Here is a 23,359-nt window from a genome sequence, read left to right as displayed (position 1 = left end):
TCACTTTACCTAAAACTATGACTGGGACATTAATCAAAGCCAAACTTCCCCCTTCTACTCACGAATTTGCCGACATTATCCACCGTTTAGAAGCGGGTGGATCCATGTTACCAGATACTACCGAAAACCTGATGCAAATTATCGGCATTTATAAAGCTTATGCCGTACCGATGGATTTTTATTGGCGAGATCTGCTCTATATTGCCGAACGAGTTTTCTTGGATCCTTTGCCCTTTTTTAAATATTTTCTACCCCAAGAATACCTAGATCTACAAAATCATTACGCTGGTGATAATGCCGATTTACGCATCTGGCGCGGCACGGGTTCTGCTCACCCTGAATTGTTAGAATTTATGGATAAAGGTAAAACCCGAAAAATGCCCAGATTAATCCATCATCTTTGGCATGATCGTATTAATATGGAATTTGCCGAAGCTTGTATGCAAGCCATGTTGTGGCATGGTCGCGATATGGGTTGGGGTTTATTTGATGCCTATCTTGATTCAGAAGAATATCGCCAAAATGCCGACCGCGCTATTAAGGCCTATTTCAAGAAAAATCCCGTGATGATGAAACTTTATGACCTGTTCCCCGATATGTTCTTGGAACAGGTGCGGATGATGTCCTATTACTCCAATTTAGGACTATTCTGGGAAGTGATGGCCCCGGTGTTTTTCGAGATGTCTGATATCTACGATGAAGGCGGATTTAAAGGTGTTCCTGATGCCATGAATTTCCTCGTTAATGGCATTTTTGCCATCGCTGGCCGGCCAATTTATCATCACGTTTATATTGATGGTCAATGCTACGAAATTATCCCCAAATCAAAGGCTTTTACTTGGCTTTATGAAGCGGCTTTACCCTATGTGGAAGCCGTCTTTTATCGTACTGCTCCCTTCCGGGGTACAAAGTCCTATAATGCCCAAGCAAAACAGGTTCCCTACCAACAAAAAGACTTTCACTATGGCATTCTTTACGCTGATGTTTTCCCCGTGGGTACTGCGGGAATTCCTCCCACGTTGTTAATGGATGATATGTATCATTTTTTACCCCAATATCTGATCGATTACTATCAGCAACAGTGCCGGGGGGAAGACGATATTTTGATTCAATTAGGGATTAGTTTCCAGCGATCGATGTATAATGTGACTTCGGCAGTTATTCAAGCTCTACGCACTGCTTTACTCTATCCCCTCGACGATCCTAATCCCAAACATTTACTCAAAAATCGTCAATTCTTTGAGGCACAAATGGACAGATTTAAACGCCCCGAAGCGCGTCTTAGAGATATCCAAAATCCTAATTATCGTTAAGGTTTTTTGATTACTTTTTTGGTGGGTTTATAGCCCACCTTTTTTGATATAATGAGATGGCCGACACCCAACCTCAAAAAAGATGACCACTTTTCCCATCATCGATAATAACGAGTCTTGTGCGGATGAGGTAAAATTTCCCCCCAGGGATATCTGGAGTGAGGAACCCCCCTTGGAAAGCTACGCTCATTTACAACAAATTCTGATTTTACTTCAATGTTTAGAATGGTTATGGCAAGATCGTAATGATTATTTTGCCGCCGCTAATTTGAGCATTTATTATAGTCCTAATCAGAAAAAATCCGAGGATTTTCGCGGGCCAGATTTTTTTGTCGTTTTGGGAACAGAAAGACGCTTAGATCGAAAAAGTTGGGTAGTTTGGGGAGAAGGGGGCAAATATCCCGATGTTATCGTGGAAATTCTCTCTCCTAGTACCGCCAAAATGGATCGCGGCGAGAAAAAACAAATTTATCAAGATATTTTTCGCACTCCCGATTATTTTTGGTTCGATCCTGAAACCTTAGAATTCCAAGGATTTCGGCTCATGGAAGGGCAATATCAAGCAATTGAACCGACGGACAGGGGTTGGCTATGGAGCGATCGCTTAGGCTTATTTCTGGGTATTTATCAACAACAATTACGCTATTTTCATAGGGAGGGGGAATTAATTCCTACCCCCGCAGAAGTGGCTAAACAGGAACATCAAGAGAAAGTTTTAGCCTTACAACAAATAGAACAATTAAAATCTCGTTTACGGGAGTTGGGGTCCGATTTAGAAGGTATTTAGAGCCAGTTTTTTTCAGGAGAAACAGGGAAATTTTCCCTAAATTCCCTCACCCCCGACCCCTCTCCCATTTAGATAGTCAACAGCCTAGTATTTTTTGCCTCTTGTCTGACTGGGAGTCACAAGTCTAAGCTAAGAATAGCCTGCCAACCCGTCCCGACCACCGGATAAATTATAGAATGAACGATCCTCACGCTAATTCTCCCGCTCAATCCTCAGAAGAGACAATAGATGAAACCAATTGGGTAGATCTGGGGGAGGAAGGGAAACCCCTAGATAAACCCACTGCTAAACCTATGCAACCATCTCCCCTCAAGTCTATCTCTACTCTGATCACGGTGGAGACGGCTTTTTTGGCCAGTGCTACCAGTTTAATCTGGTTAATTGATTATTATTTTCCCCTCGGACCGTTATTAAGGGTTTTCTTCCCGATTCCTATCGCTTTAGCCTATTTACGTTGGGGCGCTCGTTGTGCCTGGATGACAGCATTAGTTTCTAGTTTACTTTTGTCGGTGTTGATGGGACCGACTCGCAGTATTGTCTTTTTGATTCCCCACGGCTTGATGGGGGTACAATTGGGGCTATGCTGGCGCCGGGGTGCGCGCTGGGAATTTTCTATCTTGACTGGGGGGACTGTTGGGGGCGTTTGGCTTATTCTTTCGTTTTTGGCTATTTTCAATTCTTTTAGGCGAAAATCTCTGGTTATATGTGATTACCCAAGCGACTAATTTTATTGATTGGATTTTTACCCAGTTAGGGATTCTCGCTAAACCGACGCTCCTGCAAGTGCAATCGGTAGCAGTTGTAGGCATATTTGTCAATAGTTTATTATACTTATTTGCCGTGCATTTAGTGGCGTTATTAGTTCTTGATCGCCTTGGTAATCCGATTTCTCGTCCGCCCAAATGGGTGCAGGTCATACTAGATTATGAGTGATTATTTAGCGCTTTATCGTCGGTATCTCCAGTCAATTAATCCTGCACTGGATGGAGAGTTTTTAATCGCAGAAAATCTATCTACTAATTGGGATGAACCGGAAACGGCTTTAGATTTTCATAATTGTGCGGTGATGGCTTTAATTGAAGCGGAAAATTCCCCAATGCGATCGATGTATGTGGAGATGGCTTTTCAATCTCTGCAAAGGGTCCTAGAAATGGCGGTTTATCCCCTCACTACTGCCCATTTAGCTCTAGTTTATTATCTAGTCGGCGATCGAGATTTAGCGGCACAAAATGCTTTTAATGCTTTAGTCCAAGTGCTATCATCGGTTAATGCTAATTATCCCCTGGGGTTAATTTATTATTTTCCTGCCCATAACCGACAGGAATTATTCAGGGATTTATTGGAGACTGCTAATTATAACGAGCAAACCCTGATTTTATCTACAGAAATATTATATCGCTCATCTCTGGCTTTTTATAATAAAAATGGGTTAAGATTTCTGGAATTAGCTAATCATGTTAACCCCAATTCTTGTCATCTCAATCGTCAATTAGGTATCGCCAAATTAATTAATCAACAGCTAGAAGGTTTATTTCATCTCCATCGCGCCGTTAATCTCGATCCGGAAGATGCTGGCAATTTGCAAGCCCTTTATTTAGCCTATCGGGGATTAGGACAACAACAATTAGCTAATTTTTGGTTAGAAACAGCGAAAGTAACGAGGAAAAGTTGGACAAATTTAGATGTAAATCAGCCCTTTACCTATCTCGATTTTGAGCGGGATATTACCCTAGCTGTAGAAGCAAGTTTTCGCAGTTTTGTCACGGGAGTTTTACTCGCCCAAGGGGATTGGTTTGAAGCAGAAATGGAATTTTGGCGCCATAGTATTAGGGAAGGAATGACGGTTATTGATGTGGGTGCTAATGTCGGAGTTTATACTTTTAGTGCCGCTCATCGAGTCGGTAAGACGGGAAAAGTTATCGCTATTGAACCTTTTTCCCAATGTATCCAGTTGCTAGAAGAAACCTGTCGGGTTAATCAATTTTCTTGGGTTTATCCCTGTGGAGGAGCAGCCAGTAATCAAGGGGGAAATGTTTATTTATCTCTTGAGCAAGCTAGTGAATTAAATGAAGTCGTTACCGATGCAACCCAATTAAAGTCAGAAAATTACGAACAAGTTCCCTGTCTTACCCTCGATAGTTTAATTGATACCTATCAGTTAGAAAGGGTGGACTTGCTTAAATATTGATGCGGAAGGCCACGAATTACTGGTTTTAGAAGGTAGTCAACTTTTAATTGAGCGTTTTGCCCCGATTATCCTCTACGAAAATATTGCCGCTAATCAAGGCAGTAATTTGGCCGCAGCCCGATGGTTAGAGGGGAAAGGTTATCGACTATACCGTTATCGTCCCTACCTGCAAGAATTGCTAGAAATCGAGTCAGAAGCCGATTTACAGGGAATTTTGAACGTTATCGCCCTGCCTGAACGGGAATTAAGGGATTAAGGAGACCGTCAATCCGGTCATCTCATCAATAATCCTAACTAGGACTTGCTGAATAAATGTGAAATGTAGGCAAGGTAAGGGTTTTGTGGCTTTTCTCGCGAAACAGGTGCAAGATTTTGAGAGAATCGTGCTTCAAAACCTTGCGTCTTCATCGGCCCGCGTCCTGTAGGGGCGAAGCATTCGGGCAATAACCTATCGGTGAAACCATAGATTTTCTATCCGAATGCTTCGCCCGTACTTTTTCAGCAAACCCTAACTAGACTAGCGGGTTAATTAATGCTCTTAGAAAGCCAAAAGGGGATAAAAAGGGAATTTTAGCCGAAAAAGTCAGCCTGAAAATGGTTAAAACCTCACACCCCACACCCTACACCCTGTCCCCACGAGAAACTTTTTCAGCCAACCCTACTTATCATCTTGTCAGAGAGTGACCGAGTGAGTTATAGTCGTCTATAAGACTCGATTAAAGCATTTCTTAAAAGAATCGTGGTTTTTGGAAAATCGAAAAGTGCGCTATTTTCCCTTCCACAGAAACCCGTTGCCGAGGGGAGTAACTCAAAAACTCCTTTTTTCCTAGATTCTGATAGACAGAAACGGCGGAAACGGATAAAAAATGCTGTTATCGAGCAAGACTCAGGGATTAATTGAAAATCTCGTCTCCTGGCTGTGCTTACCTAATTGTGGGTCAAGCTGGCACTTGCCAAACAGACCTAACAACTGAAACCAAGACTCAGTTCCCAGGTCTGAGAGGCAGATGAATATCAAGATGAGGCTTTAACGATGCGGACTCATCTTCTTAGAACTTTCTTAACAAGACCAGATTTCCAGAAGTAGCCTCAAAGCATAGACAAATAGCCCATGGTCCGTCGCTTTTGAAACCGAAAGATTGAGGAAATTGAATGCCAAAACAAATAATCATAGCCGAACAACACCATATAGCGGCTGTTTTTTGGGAAGATCAAATTCAGGAATTAGTTGTAGCCACAGGTAATCAGCAGGTGGCCGACATCTATCTAGGATTAGTAGAAAATGTCATCCCCGGTATAGATGCAGCCTTTGTCAATATTGGCGATGCGGAACGTAATGGCTTTATCCATGTCACCGACCTGGGCCCCTTAAGACTGAAAAAAACCGCCGGTGCTATCACGGAATTACTGGCCCCCCAGCAAAAAGTGCTGGTACAGGTAATGAAAGAACCCACCGGCAACAAGGGACCGCGGCTAACGGGAAATGTCACTCTTCCCGGTCGTTATCTGGTATTGATGCCCAATGGTCGCGGGGTGAATCTTTCCCGTCGCATCCGCAGTGAAGACGAGCGCTCCCGTTTACGAGCTTTAGGGATTTTGGTCAAACCGGCGGGGATGGGGTTGCTGGTACGCACCGAGGCCGAAGGCAAAGCGGAAGAAGCGATTATCGAGGATTTGGAATTTCTGCAAAAACAGTGGGAGAGCATCCAACAGATGGCCGTCAGCACCCGCGCCCCGGCCCTGCTTAACCGGGATGATGACTTTATTCAAAGGGTTTTGCGGGATATGTACAGTGCCGACGTCAATCGCATTGTTGTGGATAACCCGATGGCGGTAAAACGAGTTAAACAGCAATTGACGAACTGGGGCGGCGGCAAAGCTCTCGAAGGGGTTTATATCGACTCCCATCGGGAACCCCAGCCAATTCTCGACTATTTCCGGGTTAACGCCGCCATTCGCGAGGCCCTGAAACCCCGGGTTGATTTACCCTCCGGCGGCTACATTATCATCGAACCGACGGAAGCTTTAACGGTAATTGATGTTAACTCCGGTTCCTTTACCCGTTCGGCCACGGCCCGAGAAACCGTACTCTGGACTAATAGCGAGGCCGCCACAGAAATCGCCCGACAACTGCGCTTGAGAAATATCGGCGGCGTGGTGGTGGTGGACTTCATCGATATGGATTCCCGTCGCGACCAGTTGAAACTGTTGGAATTGTTTAACAAGGCCCTGAAAAGCGATAAGGCCCGGCCCCAGATTGCCCAATTATCGGAATTGGGGTTAGTGGAATTAACTCGTAAGCGTCAGGGGAAAAACATTTATGAATTATTCGGCAAAACCTGTGACCATTGCGGCGGACTGGGCCATTTAGCCCATCTACCGGGAGAGGGCAACGCCATCGCCCTGGAAACCCCCACTCTTAGCCGCGCGGAAAAAGAAACCCTTGTCGTTGCCCCGATTAATACAAAAGTTCTGCCCGATAAGAGCGCTCCTAGCGTTGCGGCGGCCGAACCCTATCTAGAAGTTTTCTCCGAATTTGAGGCCGAAGAAAACGCTCAAGAGATGGATCTTTCCTTCCATCCCAATTATCAAGAACAGGTTAATAATTCTCGCCGTCGTCGTCGTCGTCGTCCCTCGGAACTATTACTAAAAGAGGAACGGAGCGAAAAAGCCTCTACTAACGGTGTTAACAACGAAATCGAGCCGGAATCAGAACCCCAACGCTTTGAGGAAAAACGAGAACGCCCGGCCCGTCTCTCGAAACGGGGAGAAGATGCCAGCACCGCCAAAAATATCCCCGTCAGCGAACGGGAGCGGGTTTCCGTGGAAATGACCCAGGTAGAACAGGAAGTTTATTCTTTAATGGGCATTTCTCCCCTGATTCTGGTGGATAAGGAGTTTAAAGACCCGAAATCGGTGATTGTTTCCGTGAAACTGGCAGGGGAAAGAGAAGTGGAAAACCCAGAAAAGTCTGCCATTCCTGAAATATCCTTGACTCCCACCCTAGAGGCCGAGGTCGCACCGGTCGAAGGGATGGAAACCAGCGAGGAATCCGAAAATCGCCCCCTGGTGCGCCGTCGTCGTCGTCCCACCACTGGCGAAGTTAGTCAGGAAATCAACCAAGAAGCTAGTGTGCCAGTGACTTTTACCCCCGAACCGATTACGACCGAAACTCCAGTTTTTCTCGGTGAAGTCATTCCTTTCGAGACCCCGGTGAGCGCCGAGGTGACAGAGGAGCCACAAATAGAGCCTGAAACCGCGGTGCTGCGTCGTCGTCGTCGTCGTTCCTCCGCCACTGCCGATGAGTCATGAGCGAAGAACCCTTAATTGCCAGTGTCGATGAAGTGGGGCGCGGGGCTTTATCTCAAATGTCGGGGTGAAGACCGGAAGCGCTTAGTGCGACGGGGGTGTCAATTTAATCGTGCCAGAATCTCCCCCATTAGTTGTTGAAGTGTTGCGGGTTGGCATTGAGCCTATTCCTGTTGAGCCTCGTCAATGTCTTTAACTAGGGTCTGCTGAAAAAGTTTTTCCTGGGGGCAGGGTGTAGGGTGTGGGGTGTGGGGTGTAGGGTTTTACCGATTTTGAGGGGGTCAATTACCTAATTTTCAGGGAAAAAGTCCAGGAATTTTTCCCCCGATCACTCCCATATCCATTACTTTTTGATGGCCAAAAGGTCTAAAAGTTTTACCCAACAAGGTTTTTAGATTTATTCAGCAAACCCTACTTAAAAAAACAATATCCGAGCCGTTATCTAGTCATCGCTACCACTAATGTCAAACATTTTCAGGGATTCGCAGAAGCTTTAAATTGGCAAGATATTAACCTATAACAGCTTTGATCTTGATCATTTTTTCACTTTAACTACTTAGTCTTATGCAGTTTATTGATCGCGCCGAAATAGAAGTGGAAGGGGGTAAGGGAGGTGATGGAATCGTCGCTTTCCGTCGGGAAAAATACGTCCCCGCTGGCGGCCCGGCCGGAGGTAATGGGGGAAAAGGTGGTTCGGTGATTTTTGTGGCCACTCAGAACCTGCAAACCCTGCTAGATTTCCAGTATAGTCGCTATTTTAAGGCCGATGACGGTAAACGGGGCGGTCCGAACAACTGCACCGGAGCCAACGGTAGCGATCGCATTATTAAAGTTCCCTGTGGTACAGTGGTTTACGATCTCGATAGCGAGGCAATTATCGGCGATTTGGTCACTCCCGAACAGACTTTAATCGTGGCTGCCGGGGGAAAAGGGGGATTAGGCAACCGCCACTTTTTAAGCAATAATAACCGCGCACCCGAATACGCTTTACCCGGTTTAGACGGAGAAAAACGCCATTTACGCCTAGAATTGAAGTTATTAGCGGAAGTAGGACTGATCGGGCTGCCCAATGCGGGAAAATCAACCCTAATCTCGGCTGTTTCCTCTGCTCGTCCCAAAATCGCCGATTATCCCTTTACGACTCTTATCCCTAACTTGGGAGTGGTACGCAAACCCACAGGAGACGGGACGGTATTCGCCGATATTCCTGGATTAATCGAGGGAGCGCACCGAGGAATCGGCCTAGGACACGAATTTTTACGCCATATCGAACGCACGCGCCTGTTAATTCATCTTGTCTCCTTGACAGCAGAAGACCCGATCGCCGATTATCAAATTATCCAAGGAGAATTGGCCGCCTATGGTCGAGGCTTAGAAAAGCGATCGCAAATACTGGTTTTCAACAAAATTGATGCTGTGGACGAGGAAACGATAGATAACTATCAAAAGCAGTTTGCTAAAATAACCAATGCCGAGATTTTGACTATTTCCGCCGTAACAGGAGCCGGATTAACCACTCTACTCGCCAAAGTTTGGCAGCAATTAGAGCAACTGGAGAGGGTCGAGGATGAAACCCCTTCCCTGTTTTCCTAAAATCGCTCGTTAGTTGTTGAGCTGCCGGGGTGCGGGTGGTCGTCGATTGCTCGGTCTTCTTTCCGTACCTTCAAAGTTACCATTAGAACGACGGGTGCGGCGCTGTTCGCCTTCATTTTCGGCCGCATAGACTTCTAGATAAAGAGAGCGACCCGCACTCGCGGCCGCCATTTCTAGGGTAGTTCTAATCGCCTGTAAATTGCGTCCTCCCCGGCCGTAAACTTTGCCTTTATCGGCATCATCGAAGGCTACACGCACCCAAAGACGTTGATTTTCCTTACAGCGCTCGATATCCAATCTCAGACTGGCCGGCTCTTCCAAAAACGGCTCGATAATAAATTTCACCAGTTCGAGATAATTGGGGGTACTAGGCATTGATTTTCTCGAAAATTTTCTGTTTGGTGAGAATGCCGCGCACGGTGTCCGTCGGTTGCGCTCCTTGTTGTAAGCGTCGGATGATTCCTTCTTCATCCAGACGCACTTCATCGGTGCGGGGATTGTAAAATCCTAATTCCTCTAGGGGACGACCATCGCGACGACTGGTGCTAACGGCCGCAACGATACGATAACTGGCTTCGCGTTTTTTACCAAAGCGTTTTAGACGTAATTTGATCATGGTTACTCAAAAATTCTCCTTTCCGATTCTAACTCATCCTGGCGGTATTTCCACAAGTGGCGATCGAGGGAACCGGTCGGCAGCCATTGCATATTCATTGAAAATAACGCCGAAAGCGCGGGTCTAAATGGTCTTTTTTGCGGCGATTACAGGATAAACAAAGGGTTTGCAGGTTACTAATGTCGTTACTGCCACCTAAAGCTAAGGGAATTATATGATCTATGGAAAGTTGGGACAATTTTTCGGGTTTACCGCAACTCTGACATTGATAATTATCCCTTTGATAAACATATTTTCTCACTTCGATCGGAATCGGTATTCTCGGAGTTTTTGCCATGATAATTACAGCAGGAGACAGGAGATTGCTTTAATTTATTTTCCTCATTACCTAATTAGGGCTGGCTGAATAAATGTGAAATGTATGCAAAGTAAGGGTTTTGGGGCTTTACGAGCGAAACAGGTGCAAGATTTTGAGAGAATCGTGGTTCAAAACCTTGCATCTTCATCGGCCCGCGTCCTGTAGGGGCGAAGCATTCGGGCAATAACCTATCGGTGAAACCGTAGATTTTCTATCCGAATGCTTCGCCCGTACTTTTTCAGCAAACCCTAATTAGGTTTTCAGGAATTGAAGTTAGTTTTTTCGGGATTTTCTCGCAGCATTTGCCGAATCTCCTCTAGGGGTGATTCTGGTTCCAGTAGTCTATTTTCGGGAATAAATTCTAGGGTGATTTTTATTTGACGAGTTTCATTGAAATCGTTAAAGCCTTGATTTCTGATTTCTTTAAATAAAATATCATATTCACTAGAATTACAATGTATATACGGACTTTTTGAAAGTTTTTCTAAAACACTAGAAAAAGTACATTCTCCAGAAGTTTTAACTTTTCCTGTTCTCCAGTCTTTCTCCCCCAGTATTAATACTTTACAATCCTTCCCTTCACTCGGATAATGAAACCATTCAATTTTATTAATTTGACCAAATGTAGAAGAACGGTCTGATATATTTGTTCTTAGTCTTCCATAGGAAGTATATTTGCCGATATACTTCAAAAAATCTTCTTGGATTTTTCCCTAAATTTTCTCACTAAAATAACTTCTTCATTTTCAAACATCAATACACTATTATCATCTTCGATAATAATTTTCCGAGAGTTGTTAAAAGTATCAAGATTCATTCTTTTGCTCCTTAATTATTCCCTATTCAATCATAATAACATACAAATTTACTCTAGGGGTGATTCTGGTTCTTGTTCCAATGGGCTATTTTTAGGAATAAACTCTAGGGTAATTTTTATTTGACGAGTTTCATTGAAATTTTTAAAGCCTTGCTCTTTTAATATTTGTAATAATTGCGAGTAGTCATATTCTTGATGGGCTAATTTTTCTAAAATAGGAGAAAAGTCACATTGACCATAAACTTTAATTTTACCTTGTCTCCATTGTTTTTCTCCTAAAATTAATAGATTTAATATTTGTCCATCTCTCGGATAATAAACCCAATCTAGTTTAGCTATCTGACCACAAATGTAACTTTTCGATTTTAACATTAAACCATCGAGAACGAAGTCAGAAATATAGTCTTCTAATTCTTCAATTATTTGATTTTTGAATTGATCAACCAAAATAATTTCTTTATTTTCAAACATCAGTAAACTATTATCATCTTCGATAAGGATTTTCTGAGAGTTGTTAAAAGTATCAAGATTCATTCTTTTGCTCCTTAATGACTCAAAGATAAATTACTCGTACTCAACTAAACTAGCGTAGTTATTACCCTCCGTAAACTTGCCAGCGATGGTTATATTTCCTGAACCAACTTTAACATTACCGAAAAATAAATTCCCTGACTTAGTTAAAGGAGTCCAGTTACCCGATGATTGATCAATGATAACCACATCTAAAGCATTAGGTACTTCAATTTTAAAATTTACCAATTGATTCTTAGTTAATTTGGCTATTGTGGGACTATAAAGATAGGCATTATTTTCTTCAAAAGTAGCATATGTTTTCGGTATAGAAACACCCTTAGCACTACTGGTAATTCGATAAGATAAAGCATGATTAAAGTTATTTTTATCGGATTTATTTTTAGAGAAAACCATCAAATCATAACTTCCAGCTTGGGGAAAGGAAACTTTAATTGTTGCTTGTCCATTGACTCTTTGAATTAAGGGTAAATGGCTATTTATAGGTAAATTATTTTGCTGCAATTGAGCATAAATATGGGTGTGAGGAGAAACTTGTAAAATAACTTCTGTTATTCCTGAAGACTGGATATTATAACTATTGTGATTGACTAATTTTATGCCATCTCGAAAAAATTGTGATGTCACAATCGGCCAAGAATCAAATTGTTGTTTTCTATAAACTTTCGGTAATAATTGCCACTGAGTTTGTTCGGGGAAATGACTATAAATTAATTGTGCGGGTGGAGTAGCAAAATAATGAGGATTAAATTGCCGTTGAAATTGATTGTTATTGACTACTCCCGCACCCCAAGTTGCATCAATTAGATACCAAGCATTATTAATTCTGACAGTATTCCAAGCATGGTTAGCATCACTAGCATTGCCCACTAGATAGCCTAATCCTTTAGCATAACCGATAACAACTGCTGATTTTAATCCCATTTTTTCTGCTAAAGCTTGATAAAGATTGGCATAACCTGAACAGACAGCAAAACGATTTTTGAGGACAGTATAAGGACTGGCATCACCGTAATTACTCCTTAAAAAACTTGCCACATCGTAGGTAATATTATGGGTAATCCAAACGTAAATAATGCGGGCTTTTTCTGCTTCTGTTTTGGCATATTTAGATAGAATTGTTGCTAATTCTGATAGAGAATTTCCTTGGTAATTGATGCTGCGAGCTAGACGATCAATATCTTGATAATTTCCCTGTCTAACTTGGGGATTATTCCCCGAAATAATTGGCTGAGAAAGTTGCAGATTCTTAGTATTAGAAATTAAATCATTTGCTGGTTTAAATGATTGAAAATTCCTGAGCAGTTGAGAACTTTGGTTTTTAAATGCCATCCCAACGGACATTAAAACTAAAAAGATGAAAATCCCTGGAATTGTCCTTCCCGATTGCCGATTCTTGCGGCGGCGATAATTTCTTTTATAAGCCATGGTTGCTGCTAATAAAAAGTAAAGATTGCCAGTCTTAGTCTGCTCTGATCCTATTATCTCTCAAACCTAACTATTTTTTTGAGATTTTCCTGTGATCTTAATCACTGAGAATTTAAATATTAATCTAGCTAAAGTGTGTTAGTTTTGGCTAACACACCTAAAATTAAGATTAAAGTTTTTACCCTTCTCTAACCGTAAACTTTATCATAATACTCCTGATATTCTTTGGATAACAAAGGTTGCCACCAATCGCGATTATCAAGATACCATTGAATGGTTTTTCTTAATCCCCCCTCTACGGTTTCCTGAGGTTGCCAACCTAATTCGGTGCGAATTTTACTCGCATCAATAGCATACCGGCGATCATGGCCGGGGCGATCCTTAACAAAAGTAATTAAATTCCGAGCAGGTTTCACGGGTAAATCGGGAGCTAATTCATCCATTAACTCACATAACATCCTGACTAAATCGATATTTTTTACCTCGTTATTTCCGCCAATATTATAGGTTTCTCCCGCTTTTCCTTTGTGAATAACTGTATCTAATGCTTGACAATGATCCCGAACATATAACCAGTCCCGAACATTTTTACCATCACCATAAACGGGTAAAGGTTTACCCAAAAGAATATTAATACACATCAAAGGAATTAACTTTTCGGGAAAATGATAGGAACCATAATTATTAGAGCAATTAGTAATAATTGTCGGCATTCCGTAGGTATGAAAATAAGCTCTCGCTAGATGATCACTCCCCGCTTTTGAGGCAGAATAGGGACTATTAGGAGCATAGGGAGTAGTTTCGGTAAAAGCTGGATCATCTACTCCTAAACTGCCATAAACCTCATCGGTGGAAACGTGCAGAAAACGATAGTTATCCGGTTGATGATTACTTAACCAATGTTGCCGAAAACTTTCTAATAGAGTAAAAGTTCCCACCATATTAGTTTGCACAAAAGCTCCAGGACCAAGAATCGATCGATCCACATGGGATTCGGCGGCAAAATGGGCAACTGTATCGATATTTTCACTGGTAAATAATTCATCAACTAAAGCTCGATCGCAGATATCCCCTTGCAGAAAACGGAAATTCTTTCTATCTTTCAGTGTCGCTAAATTATTCAAATTGCCCGCGTAGGTAAGAGCATCAAGAACAATTACACGATCCTCAGGATAATTCTCGCACCAATGATGAACAAAATTCGAGCCGATAAATCCTGCTCCACCAGTAATTACTATGCTTCTAGCTTGATTTTCTGTCGTCATGGCCACCTCTAGCAAAAGTTTGCTACTTATTTTAGGCCTTTTTGCTTCACACTTCTTCATCAAAAGTGATCTGATCGGAACGATAATCCGGCGGTTCAACGTGAATTAAAATTCTCACAGGGCTAAATTGTTGGGTTAATCTTGCTTCTACCGCTTCCGTGATTGCGTGAGCAGTTTCCACATCTTCAGCGGAGACAACTAGGTGCATTTCTATAAATACCTGTCTTCCCACCACTCCCCGAGATGCGATCGCATGACAATTAAGCACCCCCGGCACCTCCATCACAATTTGATGAAGCACTTCAGGAGCGATCGCCATTTCATCCACTAACAAAGGTAAATTCTCCTTGAGGACTTTCCAACCACTGCTAAACACCAAAAAAGCGACGGGAAAGGACAAAATCGCATCTAACCATTGTAATTGGGGAATATTAGCCGTATTACCCACCCAAACCCCCACTAAACCCAATAAAACCGTAATTGTCACCCACACATCACTCATGGTATGACGAGCATCGGCAATCAAAATCGCACTACCGACACGCTGCCCCACCGATCTTTCATAATAAGTAACAAAAATATTCACCCCTAAAACGATAATTAATAGCCATAACTCAGGACCAGCAATCTCGACGGGTTTTCCTCCTTTGATAATACGCATGATCGCCCCTTGCAAGATTTCAAAACAGGCAATCCCCAAAAAGGCGGCGATCGCTAAAGCTCCGATCGCTTCGTATTTCAGATGTCCGTAGGGATGATCTCGATCGGGATAGGGAGAGGAAAACCGCATCGCTACCAATCCCAAGACATTGTTAGCACTATCGGTGACACTATGGAGAGCATCCGCTTGTAGACTTAAAGAACCAATCCTCAAACCCACCACCGCTTTGATCGCCATAACCAAAATGTTCAGCAGCAGGGTGATCCAGAGAACTTTTTGGACGGTAGCCCGATTATCTTTTAAAACAGCCACAGGATTATCAGTTATCAGTTATCAGTGATCAGTGTTAATTTTCCCACTCCTATCTCCGTTTTTTTCCTTTTTACTTTTGGCTCTTCTAGAGTACTGGACAGTGCGAAGTTCGGCTCTCTTATTCTTTGTGTGATCAGCTTAACTTACCATAGAAGCGATCAATCTTTGTGTCCTCTGTGTCTGGTGTGGTTCCTTCCACTCCCTCGCCAGCAGGACTGTATCTTAGCATACATTTTACCCACCAAACCCAAGAGAGCCGAAGTTCTTGCCGGGGGAAATCTGACTATCACCAGGATGTTCAGGCTCAAATTTTGGCTAAAGTCGAAGCCTTTGAACGTTTTGTTACTCTCAATGCCCTTGCCCTTGGTTTACTCCAAGTTCTCAGTTGAGAATTGCCTAAGACCATTTGGGTACACTTCGCTGGGGGAGCACTCTTCCCTGCCATGGCTTCCCCAGCGAGCGGATTGCTCTACTCGCCCTGCAACACCCTCGCCCAAGCCTTTTTCCCGCAAAGCCCACCCAGTCTACTTTTGCCTAAATTACTCGCCGCCAAACCCGACCCCATCCCCAATCCTGATCTGCTGGACTTAGCCGCATAACCGTTACTCGATTTCCCATTCTAAACTTCGTAAGTAGGGAGGCACAATTATTTGTAGGATGGGTTAGCGCACTTCGTAACATGAGCGGGCGTTGGGTTTCATGCTTCAACCGTTCGGCAAAAGCTCACGGCCGAAGCTCAACCTACGTTCATCTTATATTTAATTCCACCCACCCACTTACTCTCCAAGAACGAAGAGCCGGATTAAAAAACCTAGAAATCAGATTTTAGGATTGTAAACAAATTGAATATCGATTTTATTTCTCTTGAATTCTCACTCTTGACCTCTCAGCTTTCCGATCTTCTAGAAATTTTCCTTGTTGCCGGAGAACTATGATACAATGACATCAAAAAATAGAGAGAAAATTTTTTTATTATGGACAAGGTGTCCACACCAAGCCGATCAATTGTTATTCCGACTAGAGAAGGATTTGCTGACCACTGGTTTAATGGGCTGACTGAGGTCAAGGGAGAAGTAGAATTTATCTCTCATCCACCAGCAGCACCTAAGTACCCCACGTCCGACCCTAGGGTACAGCAAATAGTCAGTCCCTTGCGGGGGGAAATTATTCAAAGAATTAGTGGGTTAATGAATGCGACAGCACCTTACACACTAACCATTAATTGTGATGAGTTGCTTCATCCCGATATCTTGACCATGGTTCTACAGTATTTCCAGCGATTTCCAGATAGCTGGGTGATGAGACTCTGTACTCAGCGATTTCAGTATGGGGAAACAAAAGAACTGAGCAGTCCCTGGCAACCGCTGCCCCGGATAGAAGAACTAACTGTGTGGGATAAAAGCTCCAAAAATCAGGATGGCTCAGATCGAAGTGGCTACTTAAAGGAAATTCCCATCGTTCCTTTTGACAAAAGAAAGTTAGATTTGATGTGCTTTGTGCGCGAAAGAAAAGATCATCACAGCCCTCATCCTAAAAATTTTGATAAAAAAGTCTGGCTCCCTCAAATGGTACAGGCAACCTGCAAATATATCGTTAGTTTATTTATGGATAGGGAGCATCTCATTTATGCAAGCGAGTAATTATACCTGTCGCTAAAACTGGCTTCTGGCAAGGCTTTCAAAATAGCTTGACATAAAACCTAATTTAGGGCCTACAAAGGTGAAATGCTCCCGTATGGATATATTTGGAATCTGGTGATTACCAATCTCAGGGAAGTTCCCCAAAAATATGTACTTTATCGACTAGGAAAAGAGGGATAGTCAGCTAATCATGATCAACTCACCAATTCTATCAATCGTTACTCCAACTCTGGGCAAATTTTCCGAATATTGGTTGCAACAACTTCTGGCAATTCAAGGGGAAGTAGAATTTATTTGGGTTTATCCTCCCGGGGCAGTTACCCCTTGCGTAGAAGACCCCAGAGTCAAAATTTTTCATAGTCTTTATCAGGGAGAAACAGCCCAGAGAGCCGTCGGTCTTCTCAATGCTTCTGGTCAATATGTGTTGGCTCTCGATGATGATGATTTCTTGCATCCCCAAGTGGTTGCCTTAGCGAAAGATTACTTTGATAATTTTCCCCAAAGTTGGCTCTTACGTCTCCATAAGGGGGGAATTGATTATCTCGATGAGGAAAGAATTAAAGCTCCCTGGCCAGAGCTACCCGCTATCAATCAGTTAAATATCTCTAGAAAAAGACAAGATAAATACCAAGATTTAGTGGAAGTTCCTATCGCTCCCCTGGATAATCCTTTCGAGTTAAGACTAGCTTTATGGCCCTACGCCAAAAGAAAAGATTTTCATGGCTATCATCTAGAACCTTTCAATAATAATATTTGGAAAACAGCCTTGGTGAAAGAAGCCTTAGATGATTTTGTCCGCAGTATGAGGATAGGAGGAATTTTAACTTGGTTGCCTCTCTGGGGATTTGATAGAGCTTTAGGGTTGTTTCTGCAAGCGAAGTTTTTTCAAAAAGATATGTATATCGGCCATTGGATGCCCGAACCCAGTCAAATAAGATATATAGTCAGACCTTATTCCATGAAAACCCCCAGAATTCTTTTTCCTTCCGATGCTTTACTGGTTAAGCGATTTCCCCAGTATGGTTATTTCTGGAATCTTGTCTTCGAGGAGTTATACAATGGCATCAAGACCAAAATCAAAAGTCTCTGGAAAGCATGACTAATTATCGTGCGATACTTTACCAATCTCTTTTTATTTCCCATGAGTTATCAACACACCCTATCCACTTCTTGACATACTCCCACCGTCAAGCTAGGCTGTGAAGGTGGGAGTATGTCAATTGAGTGAAAAAATCTATGTTTGACACAACAAAACCAGTCAATCAAAAACAAATTATCCAAATTGTTCCATTTACCAGTCATGATGGAGATTTCAACGTTGTTTTAGCTGAAGCGATTAGAGCAGAAACTGGTATAGGAAGCCGCCTGATCAAATATCAATCTATTAAGAATATGGACGATCCCAGTGTTTTGTCTTCACTGATAACTCCAGATTGTTTGGGGGTTCTCTTACATTATAACTGTAGACACTACGATGTTCCCGATTGGCTCTTGAGAGTATTACAAAATCTCAAGAGAACTGGAGACTTTAAATTAATTATCCTAGTCCATGAGTTCAACGCAACTTACACAAGAAAAGGGATAATTTTCCCCGCTTTCAGATTTTTATTAACGTCTTATCAAATCTTCAGATTAGCTGATTCAATCGTGACTACTACTTCCAGAATTAAAAATATAGTTTCACGATTGACTGGAAAAACCTAAGTTATTTGCTTACCAAATTTTTCTACTATGGGTGAACCTCAATCTATCCTTCCTCTAAAGGAACGCCCACCATACCTTATTGTTTTCGGTTCCAAGCACAGTCGCCCCCTAGTCTATACAAAATTCAGTAAAAACCTGTTAAAAGCCTGTCGAGCTTTAGGTATTGAACGCATTTATGATGTTGGTGATCCCTGTGATTTGAGTGCCACAGAAGGTCAATTCAAAGGAATAGAGATAATCCCTATGGGATTTCAGCCTAATCAGGTGGTTAGTGAATTGATGTTAACTTCACGGGCAGGCTTTCTGGATTATAGCCGTTTTCCAAGAGGTTTAGGTAAATCAACTATCTTTGCTGCTTATGCTGCCCATGGTTTGGTTCCAGTCCTAACACGTTATAATCCTTCTGAAGCGGATGGAGTAGAAAATAATAAACATTATTTAGTAGCTGATGAAAATCTGTCTAGTCTCGATTTGAGTCAACTTCAGCAAATTGCTGACAATGCTCATACATGGTATCAAGACCATAATTTAGCCAAAGTTGCCAACTTTTACGGCTCGTATTTTAATCCCGATGTTGAACCTGATTTCGGGAATTAAAAAGTTCAGGTAATTCAATCTGACTTTTTTCGTAATCTTGGGGGATGCCTATGTCAATAAAATATTCGTCAGAAATAAAGCCATACATGGGAACTTTCTCGGTATGAACTTTTAGAAAGTCGTCCTCAAAAGAAAATTTTGATGGCAGATCAAAGCTGTATAATATGTTTTTCCCTACACAATATATGCCACCATTAATATAGCCCTTATGTTGATATTTTTTGGATTCAAACCCGATAATTTTTTGATCATCGTCTAGGAGAACATTATTATAACGCTCAAAGTCAGTTAGCGGCTTCAGAGCAAGGGTTATCAGGGATTTCTTTTGATTATGTAAATTAATTAGGGCGGATAAATTGACATTAAACAAGGTATCTCCGTTAACAATTAATGCTTGTTCGGTTTCAATTTTATTGAGTGCCAACCGAAGCGCTCCTCCAGTTCCCAAGGGTGTATCTTCTATCAGATAATTTAGTTCGTATTCCTTGTAATTATCGCCAAAATGATCGATAATTTTCTGATATTCATAGCCAACAGAAACTAAAAATTTGTTGGTAATTTTTTGAGAGATTAAGTAATCTAATAGATATTCTAAAAAAGGCCTGTCAGCAACGGGAGCCATGGGTTTTGGTAAAGTGTTGATTACTGATCGCAACCTGGTTCCTAACCCACCCGCCAGAATAATTACGTCCATAGATACACCTCAAAAAATTTAATTATTGCCAATCTTTTCAAAACTATTTTTAGGGTTACAGGTATAATCCTTCCCCGTCGATCCTTGGTTTGCTATAATGTCCATGCTTGGGTTCCGTATTTAGTGAAATGAAAATTAATCACCTGCCCTCCTGCTGCTTTCAAAGCTTTAATTACTTCGATTTTCTTGGTAGGATCGACCATAAAGATAATAAAACCACCGCCACCGGCTCCCGATATTTTGCCTGAATAGGCCCCGGTTTCCCTAGCTACCTGATAAATGCGATCAATCTGCGGATTACTAATTAATTTGGATAGTTTCTTTTTCGCTTCCCAAGAAGTTCTCAGAATTTCTGCTATCCCCATAAAATCTGATTTGAGCAGTGCTTCTTTAAAGAGAATTGCCTCTTTTTTGAGTTGATGGGTAGCGGCGATCGCCTGCTCATTTTTTTCTTGGACATTCTGAATTTGATCCTCAATGACTTGAGATGAGTAGCGAGAAATGCCTGTATAGTAGAGGATCAGAGAGACTTCCAATTCATTGATCACCCAATTTTTAATTCTCAAAGGATTAACTATGACTCGATCTTGTTCATAAAATTCCATAAAATTAAAGCCGCCAAAAGTAGCAGCGTACTGATCCTGCTTGCCCCCTAACCAGCCTAGATCAATTCGTTCGATCTCGTAGGCTAAATGGGCGATATCGTACTCGCCTAGGGGTAATTTTAACAGTTCCACAAAGGCTTTAACTATAGCCACGGCTAGGGTAGAAGAAGAACCCAATCCTGAACCAGCCGGCGCATCGGAAAAGGTAGTGATTTGCAGTGGCAAAGGTTGCCCTTGATTAAAGTCTTTAATCAAACGATTGTAGACCGCTTTATGGAGATCGAGAACGCCGTTATAGGGGAGAGGAAACTGGAGGGTTTCTATTTGTTGTTCTCCTCGATCGGCGGACACAAAAATGACTTGTTTGTCAGTAATTTCCGTGACTGTACAGTAGGCATAGAGATCGATAGTAGCGTTGAGAACATAACCCCCATAAAGACTACAGTAAGGCTCGACATCGGTGCCGCCACCACCTAAACCTAATCTTAAAGGAGCTTTGGTTCTGATGATCATAGGTAGGCTGTTTAGGTTGATTTTTTGCTAGGAGATTTTAGTTAGGAAAGAGCGCTTCTTCGAGCGCTAAACAAATAGTATGAAGAATAAAACCATGACCTTCTTGAATGCGCGGGGTACTGGTGCTAGGAATCATCAAACAATAATCGGTTTTTTGCTCTAGAGCTAATCCCTTCGCCCCAGTTAAACCGATGCTAGTGAGACCTTTTACTTGACAAACTTTCAGAGCTTGATGGATATTGGCGGAATTTCCCGAAGTGGAAATACCGATAAACACATCACCCGGATTACCTTCCGCTTCTATCTGGCGGCTAAAAATATATTCGTAGCCATAATCGTTGGCGATCGCTGTTAAACTGGCGATATCACTGTTGAGGACGCGAACGGGTAAAGACTGTCTTTCTTTGAGAAATCGGCCGTGCAGCTCACCGCCAAAATGGATAGCATCGGCTGCACTGCCCCCATTACCGGCGACTAATACTTTGTGGTTGTTGCGATAAGCATGGATACATACTTGGCAAATCTCTTGGATTTTCTCTAGATATTTTGTATCGGTTAGTAGTTTTTTCTTCAGGTTATAAGCTTCTTCCAATTCATTCTTGATTAAAAGTGACAGAGAGGGATCACTCTGGAAACTATCCAATTTTTTGTTTGATTTTTCCACCATTCGCATAGGTTTGATTGTTCCAATTTCTATTATTTGAATAAATTTAACTCTCGATTATCCTGTCATTACATTGAATAGTATCAAAAGACCAGAATTGCTCGCCATTAGTTAGGTACAAAACGCCTAGCATGGTAGAATTTATCACAGGGCAAGAAAAACAGGCCAACGATAGTTCTAAAGAAACCTAGAGCGATCGAGTCAAAACAGTGATATCTTACCGGTTATTCTGGGAATATACCACAAACGCCCCAACCTTAGCACAATTTGTTTTGTTTGTAAATAAATTTTTGATGTATGGGACTTGCGCTTTGATAATGTACCTTTTGGGCGAACGCAGTTCGCCCCTACATTGTGGACAAAATCCGTTACTGTCGGGGCGCAAAGCTTGCGCCCTCCGCGCGGAGGGGGTTTGCTGATCACCCTAAGTAGGGGGAGAGCCTTCGAGAACCCCTGCAGCTAAGGGACTTGCGCTTTGATAATATGCCATCTGGCTGGTCTGATTCTTCTACAGAGTGATTTTCAAAGCTGGGATATTATTCCCACGCAAGTCCCTATTCTGGCTGGGATGGGGGATTTCTGAGCGGGGGATTCAACCCTTGCCAGTCTTGGCCTTTTGTTTAGCCCGACAAAAATGTTAACAATTCCTGACAATACCGCCGATATAATCAAAAGCCCAAAGGCCTGAAGGCGTATAATATGCCGTGATTGCTATACTCTGACACCTAGATAGTAAGGAGAAGCAATTTAGTCGAGAAAACTAGCACAAATCGCTACAATCCCTCGAATTTTATCTGTGCATCAGTTCAAGCTCTCGTCTCTGACAGCAGAACTGAGAATTCTAGTCCCCGACTCGAAAAAGTCCAACATAATGAATCCTTTCCCCGCAATTTCTGTCAATGACGGCGACCAAAAATCCCCCTATCCGCCGCCTGCTGGCAATTCTGACCGCGAAAGCGAAGATGGAGCAAAAAAGAACAAAGCCTTATTTCTCGATCGAGATGGGGTAGTTATTGACTATATTCCCTACCTGAGTAAACCAGAACAGGTGAGCATTCCCGCCGGGGCAGCGGCTGCCTTAAAACAGTGGCAGGATGCGGGTTATCTGCTGATCATCATCACCAATCAATCGGGACTTGCTAGGGGCTATTTCACTTGGGACGATCTAGCGGCGATTCACGGGCGTATGATGGAGGAATACCGACAATTGGGGGTGCATTTTCACGATCTTGCCATCTGCCCGCACCATCCCGACGAAGGTTGTCTCTGCCGCAAACCCTCCCCCTATCTGCTGCTGGCCGCCGCCCACCAATACAGAATCGACTTGGCTGGCTCGTTGTTTATCGGCGATGCTGCCAGTGATCTAGAATGCGCCCTAGAAGCCGGTTGTCAGCCCGTATTGCTCTTAACAGGGCGAGGAAAAGTCACCCTTGGGGAGATCGAGAAATACCCAGTTCAGATTCCCGTGTATAGCCAACTAAAGGAAACGGTAGAATTATTGTCAAAAACCGCTGCCGAGCCAGAATTATGAGAATATTAGTCCTTTTTTGCCATAACTTTCCCTATCGGCCTAGTCGCAGGGCAATCGAGGTTAGGGACTTGCGCTTTGATAATGTACCTTTTGGGCGAACGCAGTTCGCCCCTACATTGTGGACAAAATCCGTTACTGTAGGGGCGCAAAGCTTGCGCCCTCCGCGCGCAGGGGGTTTGCTGATCACCCTAAGTAGGGGGAGAGCCTTCGAGAACCCCCTTCCAATAAGGGAC

23 protein-coding genes and 2 pseudogenes are annotated in these 23,359 nt (G+C 42.7%); 14 read left to right on the top strand and 11 right to left on the bottom strand.

What is annotated here, in order from left to right; translation table 11 throughout:
- The first annotated feature begins 17 nt into the window (after positions 1-17).
- The 8 genes and pseudogenes from GQR42_RS13065 to obgE all read left to right on the top strand — a co-directional run bounded on the left by GQR42_RS13065 (position 18) and on the right by obgE (position 9,190).
- Positions 18-1,313, top strand: coding sequence for a CO2 hydration protein (locus GQR42_RS13065; protein ID WP_158200287.1), 1,296 nt, complete (start codon positions 18-20; stop codon positions 1,311-1,313).
- 82 nt (positions 1,314-1,395) lie between these two features.
- A complete protein-coding gene (locus GQR42_RS13060) occupies positions 1,396-2,100 on the top strand; it encodes a Uma2 family endonuclease (protein ID WP_158200286.1) in 705 nt (234 codons plus the stop codon).
- Positions 2,101-2,276: 176 nt separating this feature from the next.
- A pseudogene (locus GQR42_RS13055) lies at positions 2,277-3,033 on the top strand (DUF2232 domain-containing protein).
- Positions 3,026-4,288: an FkbM family methyltransferase gene (locus tag GQR42_RS13050; RefSeq protein ID WP_158200285.1), complete on the top strand. Its 1,263-nt coding sequence runs from the start codon at positions 3,026-3,028 to the stop codon at positions 4,286-4,288. The pseudogene GQR42_RS13055 and the gene GQR42_RS13050 overlap by 8 nt, the downstream one beginning before the upstream one ends.
- A pseudogene (locus tag GQR42_RS29995) lies at positions 4,284-4,376 on the top strand (FkbM family methyltransferase); the annotation flags it as partial. The gene GQR42_RS13050 and the pseudogene GQR42_RS29995, both read left to right, overlap by 5 nt.
- 18 nt (positions 4,377-4,394) lie before the next feature.
- Positions 4,395-4,544 carry a hypothetical protein gene (locus tag GQR42_RS13045; RefSeq protein WP_233271386.1) on the top strand — a complete coding sequence of 50 codons (150 nt, stop codon included), beginning with the start codon at positions 4,395-4,397 and terminating at the stop codon, positions 4,542-4,544.
- A gap of 896 nt (positions 4,545-5,440) precedes the next feature.
- Entirely contained in the window at positions 5,441-7,600 is a 2,160-nt protein-coding gene (locus GQR42_RS13040) for an Rne/Rng family ribonuclease (RefSeq protein ID WP_158200284.1), read from the top strand.
- 561 nt (positions 7,601-8,161) lie between these two features.
- Positions 8,162-9,190, top strand: a complete 1,029-nt coding sequence (gene obgE, locus GQR42_RS13030; RefSeq protein ID WP_158200283.1) for a GTPase ObgE — start codon at positions 8,162-8,164, stop codon at positions 9,188-9,190.
- A gap of 9 nt (positions 9,191-9,199) precedes the next feature.
- On the opposite strand, the gene GQR42_RS13025 is transcribed toward obgE, so the two are convergent.
- From GQR42_RS13025 to GQR42_RS12990, 8 genes are all read right to left on the bottom strand, one after another.
- The gene (locus GQR42_RS13025; protein ID WP_158200282.1) at positions 9,200-9,565 is read right to left on the bottom strand and encodes a KH domain-containing protein; all 366 of its coding nucleotides are present in this window, start codon (positions 9,563-9,565) and stop codon (positions 9,200-9,202) included.
- Entirely contained in the window at positions 9,558-9,806 is a 249-nt protein-coding gene (gene rpsP / locus GQR42_RS13020; protein WP_002780060.1) for a 30S ribosomal protein S16, read from the bottom strand. Before rpsP ends, GQR42_RS13025 begins: the two co-directional genes overlap by 8 nt.
- Before the next feature lie 94 nt (positions 9,807-9,900).
- Positions 9,901-10,143, bottom strand: a complete 243-nt coding sequence (locus GQR42_RS13015; RefSeq protein ID WP_158200281.1) for an HNH endonuclease — start codon at positions 10,141-10,143, stop codon at positions 9,901-9,903.
- Positions 10,144-10,424: 281 nt separating this feature from the next.
- Entirely contained in the window at positions 10,425-10,856 is a 432-nt protein-coding gene (locus tag GQR42_RS13010) for a KGK domain-containing protein (RefSeq protein WP_233271385.1), read from the bottom strand.
- A gap of 173 nt (positions 10,857-11,029) precedes the next feature.
- A complete protein-coding gene (locus GQR42_RS13005) occupies positions 11,030-11,515 on the bottom strand; it encodes a KGK domain protein (RefSeq protein ID WP_158200280.1) in 486 nt (161 codons plus the stop codon).
- Positions 11,516-11,545: 30 nt separating this feature from the next.
- The gene (locus GQR42_RS13000) at positions 11,546-12,940 is read right to left on the bottom strand and encodes a transglutaminase domain-containing protein (protein ID WP_158200279.1); all 1,395 of its coding nucleotides are present in this window, start codon (positions 12,938-12,940) and stop codon (positions 11,546-11,548) included.
- A gap of 188 nt (positions 12,941-13,128) precedes the next feature.
- Positions 13,129-14,205, bottom strand: coding sequence for a dTDP-glucose 4,6-dehydratase (gene rfbB / locus GQR42_RS12995; protein WP_158200278.1), 1,077 nt, complete (start codon positions 14,203-14,205; stop codon positions 13,129-13,131).
- A gap of 46 nt (positions 14,206-14,251) precedes the next feature.
- Entirely contained in the window at positions 14,252-15,178 is a 927-nt protein-coding gene (locus tag GQR42_RS12990; protein WP_158200277.1) for a cation diffusion facilitator family transporter, read from the bottom strand.
- Between the two features lie 167 nt (positions 15,179-15,345).
- On the opposite strand from GQR42_RS12990, the gene GQR42_RS28745 reads away from it, so the two are divergent.
- The 5 genes from GQR42_RS28745 (at position 15,346) to GQR42_RS12965 (ending at position 19,119) form a co-directional block, all read left to right on the top strand.
- Positions 15,346-15,567 carry a hypothetical protein gene (locus tag GQR42_RS28745; RefSeq protein WP_233271384.1) on the top strand — a complete coding sequence of 74 codons (222 nt, stop codon included), beginning with the start codon at positions 15,346-15,348 and terminating at the stop codon, positions 15,565-15,567.
- Positions 15,568-16,161: 594 nt separating this feature from the next.
- The gene (locus tag GQR42_RS12980) at positions 16,162-16,818 is read left to right on the top strand and encodes a hypothetical protein (RefSeq protein ID WP_233271383.1); all 657 of its coding nucleotides are present in this window, start codon (positions 16,162-16,164) and stop codon (positions 16,816-16,818) included.
- Positions 16,819-17,008: 190 nt separating this feature from the next.
- Complete coding sequence (locus tag GQR42_RS12975; RefSeq protein ID WP_158200276.1) at positions 17,009-17,917, top strand: glycosyltransferase family 2 protein; 909 nt, start codon at positions 17,009-17,011, stop codon at positions 17,915-17,917.
- 137 nt (positions 17,918-18,054) lie between these two features.
- Positions 18,055-18,522 (top strand): hypothetical protein, encoded by a 468-nt coding sequence (locus GQR42_RS12970; RefSeq protein ID WP_158200275.1) that lies wholly within the window; start codon positions 18,055-18,057, stop codon positions 18,520-18,522.
- A gap of 27 nt (positions 18,523-18,549) precedes the next feature.
- Complete coding sequence (locus GQR42_RS12965) at positions 18,550-19,119, top strand: hypothetical protein (RefSeq protein ID WP_158200274.1); 570 nt, start codon at positions 18,550-18,552, stop codon at positions 19,117-19,119.
- Here the strand turns inward: GQR42_RS12965 and GQR42_RS12960 are convergent.
- From GQR42_RS12960 to GQR42_RS12950, 3 genes are all read right to left on the bottom strand, one after another.
- Entirely contained in the window at positions 19,085-19,813 is a 729-nt protein-coding gene (locus tag GQR42_RS12960; RefSeq protein ID WP_158200273.1) for a nucleotidyltransferase family protein, read from the bottom strand. The two genes, GQR42_RS12965 and GQR42_RS12960, sit on opposite strands and share 35 nt — an antisense overlap.
- A gap of 92 nt (positions 19,814-19,905) precedes the next feature.
- Positions 19,906-20,931 carry a GHMP family kinase ATP-binding protein gene (locus tag GQR42_RS12955; RefSeq protein ID WP_158200272.1) on the bottom strand — a complete coding sequence of 342 codons (1,026 nt, stop codon included), beginning with the start codon at positions 20,929-20,931 and terminating at the stop codon, positions 19,906-19,908.
- 37 nt (positions 20,932-20,968) lie between these two features.
- Positions 20,969-21,604 carry a D-sedoheptulose-7-phosphate isomerase gene (locus GQR42_RS12950; protein ID WP_158200271.1) on the bottom strand — a complete coding sequence of 212 codons (636 nt, stop codon included), beginning with the start codon at positions 21,602-21,604 and terminating at the stop codon, positions 20,969-20,971.
- An 862-nt stretch (positions 21,605-22,466) separates the two neighbouring features.
- Between GQR42_RS12950 and GQR42_RS12940 the strand changes: the two genes are divergently transcribed.
- Positions 22,467-23,126: a D-glycero-alpha-D-manno-heptose-1,7-bisphosphate 7-phosphatase gene (locus GQR42_RS12940; RefSeq protein WP_158200269.1), complete on the top strand. Its 660-nt coding sequence runs from the start codon at positions 22,467-22,469 to the stop codon at positions 23,124-23,126.
- The last annotated feature ends 233 nt before the right edge of the window (positions 23,127-23,359 follow it).

The sequence above is a fragment of the Microcystis aeruginosa FD4 genome (assembly GCF_009792235.1).
Lineage (GTDB): Bacteria > Cyanobacteriota > Cyanobacteriia > Cyanobacteriales > Microcystaceae > Microcystis > Microcystis viridis.
This window is presented reverse-complemented; position numbering and strand designations above follow the sequence as displayed.

Bases quoted from the DNA above. Each gene is read 5' to 3' on its own strand.
- GQR42_RS13065 (WP_158200287.1), top strand. From the start codon at position 18: ATGACTGGGACATTAATCAAAGCCAAACTTCCCCCTTCTACTCACGAA.
- GQR42_RS13060 (WP_158200286.1), top strand. From the start codon at position 1,396: ATGACCACTTTTCCCATCATCGATAATAACGAGTCTTGTGCGGATGAG.
- GQR42_RS13050 (WP_158200285.1), top strand. From the start codon at position 3,026: ATGAGTGATTATTTAGCGCTTTATCGTCGGTATCTCCAGTCAATTAAT.
- GQR42_RS13040 (WP_158200284.1), top strand. From the start codon at position 5,441: ATGCCAAAACAAATAATCATAGCCGAACAACACCATATAGCGGCTGTT.
- obgE (WP_158200283.1), top strand. From the start codon at position 8,162: ATGCAGTTTATTGATCGCGCCGAAATAGAAGTGGAAGGGGGTAAGGGA.
- GQR42_RS13025 (WP_158200282.1), bottom strand. From the start codon at position 9,565: ATGCCTAGTACCCCCAATTATCTCGAACTGGTGAAATTTATTATCGAG.
- rpsP (WP_002780060.1), bottom strand. From the start codon at position 9,806: ATGATCAAATTACGTCTAAAACGCTTTGGTAAAAAACGCGAAGCCAGT.
- GQR42_RS13015 (WP_158200281.1), bottom strand. From the start codon at position 10,143: ATGGCAAAAACTCCGAGAATACCGATTCCGATCGAAGTGAGAAAATAT.
- GQR42_RS13005 (WP_158200280.1), bottom strand. From the start codon at position 11,515: ATGAATCTTGATACTTTTAACAACTCTCAGAAAATCCTTATCGAAGAT.
- GQR42_RS13000 (WP_158200279.1), bottom strand. From the start codon at position 12,940: ATGGCTTATAAAAGAAATTATCGCCGCCGCAAGAATCGGCAATCGGGA.
- rfbB (WP_158200278.1), bottom strand. From the start codon at position 14,205: ATGACGACAGAAAATCAAGCTAGAAGCATAGTAATTACTGGTGGAGCA.
- GQR42_RS12975 (WP_158200276.1), top strand. From the start codon at position 17,009: ATGATCAACTCACCAATTCTATCAATCGTTACTCCAACTCTGGGCAAA.
- GQR42_RS12970 (WP_158200275.1), top strand. From the start codon at position 18,055: ATGTTTGACACAACAAAACCAGTCAATCAAAAACAAATTATCCAAATT.
- GQR42_RS12965 (WP_158200274.1), top strand. From the start codon at position 18,550: ATGGGTGAACCTCAATCTATCCTTCCTCTAAAGGAACGCCCACCATAC.
- GQR42_RS12960 (WP_158200273.1), bottom strand. From the start codon at position 19,813: ATGGACGTAATTATTCTGGCGGGTGGGTTAGGAACCAGGTTGCGATCA.
- GQR42_RS12955 (WP_158200272.1), bottom strand. From the start codon at position 20,931: ATGATCATCAGAACCAAAGCTCCTTTAAGATTAGGTTTAGGTGGTGGC.
- GQR42_RS12950 (WP_158200271.1), bottom strand. From the start codon at position 21,604: ATGCGAATGGTGGAAAAATCAAACAAAAAATTGGATAGTTTCCAGAGT.
- GQR42_RS12940 (WP_158200269.1), top strand. From the start codon at position 22,467: ATGAATCCTTTCCCCGCAATTTCTGTCAATGACGGCGACCAAAAATCC.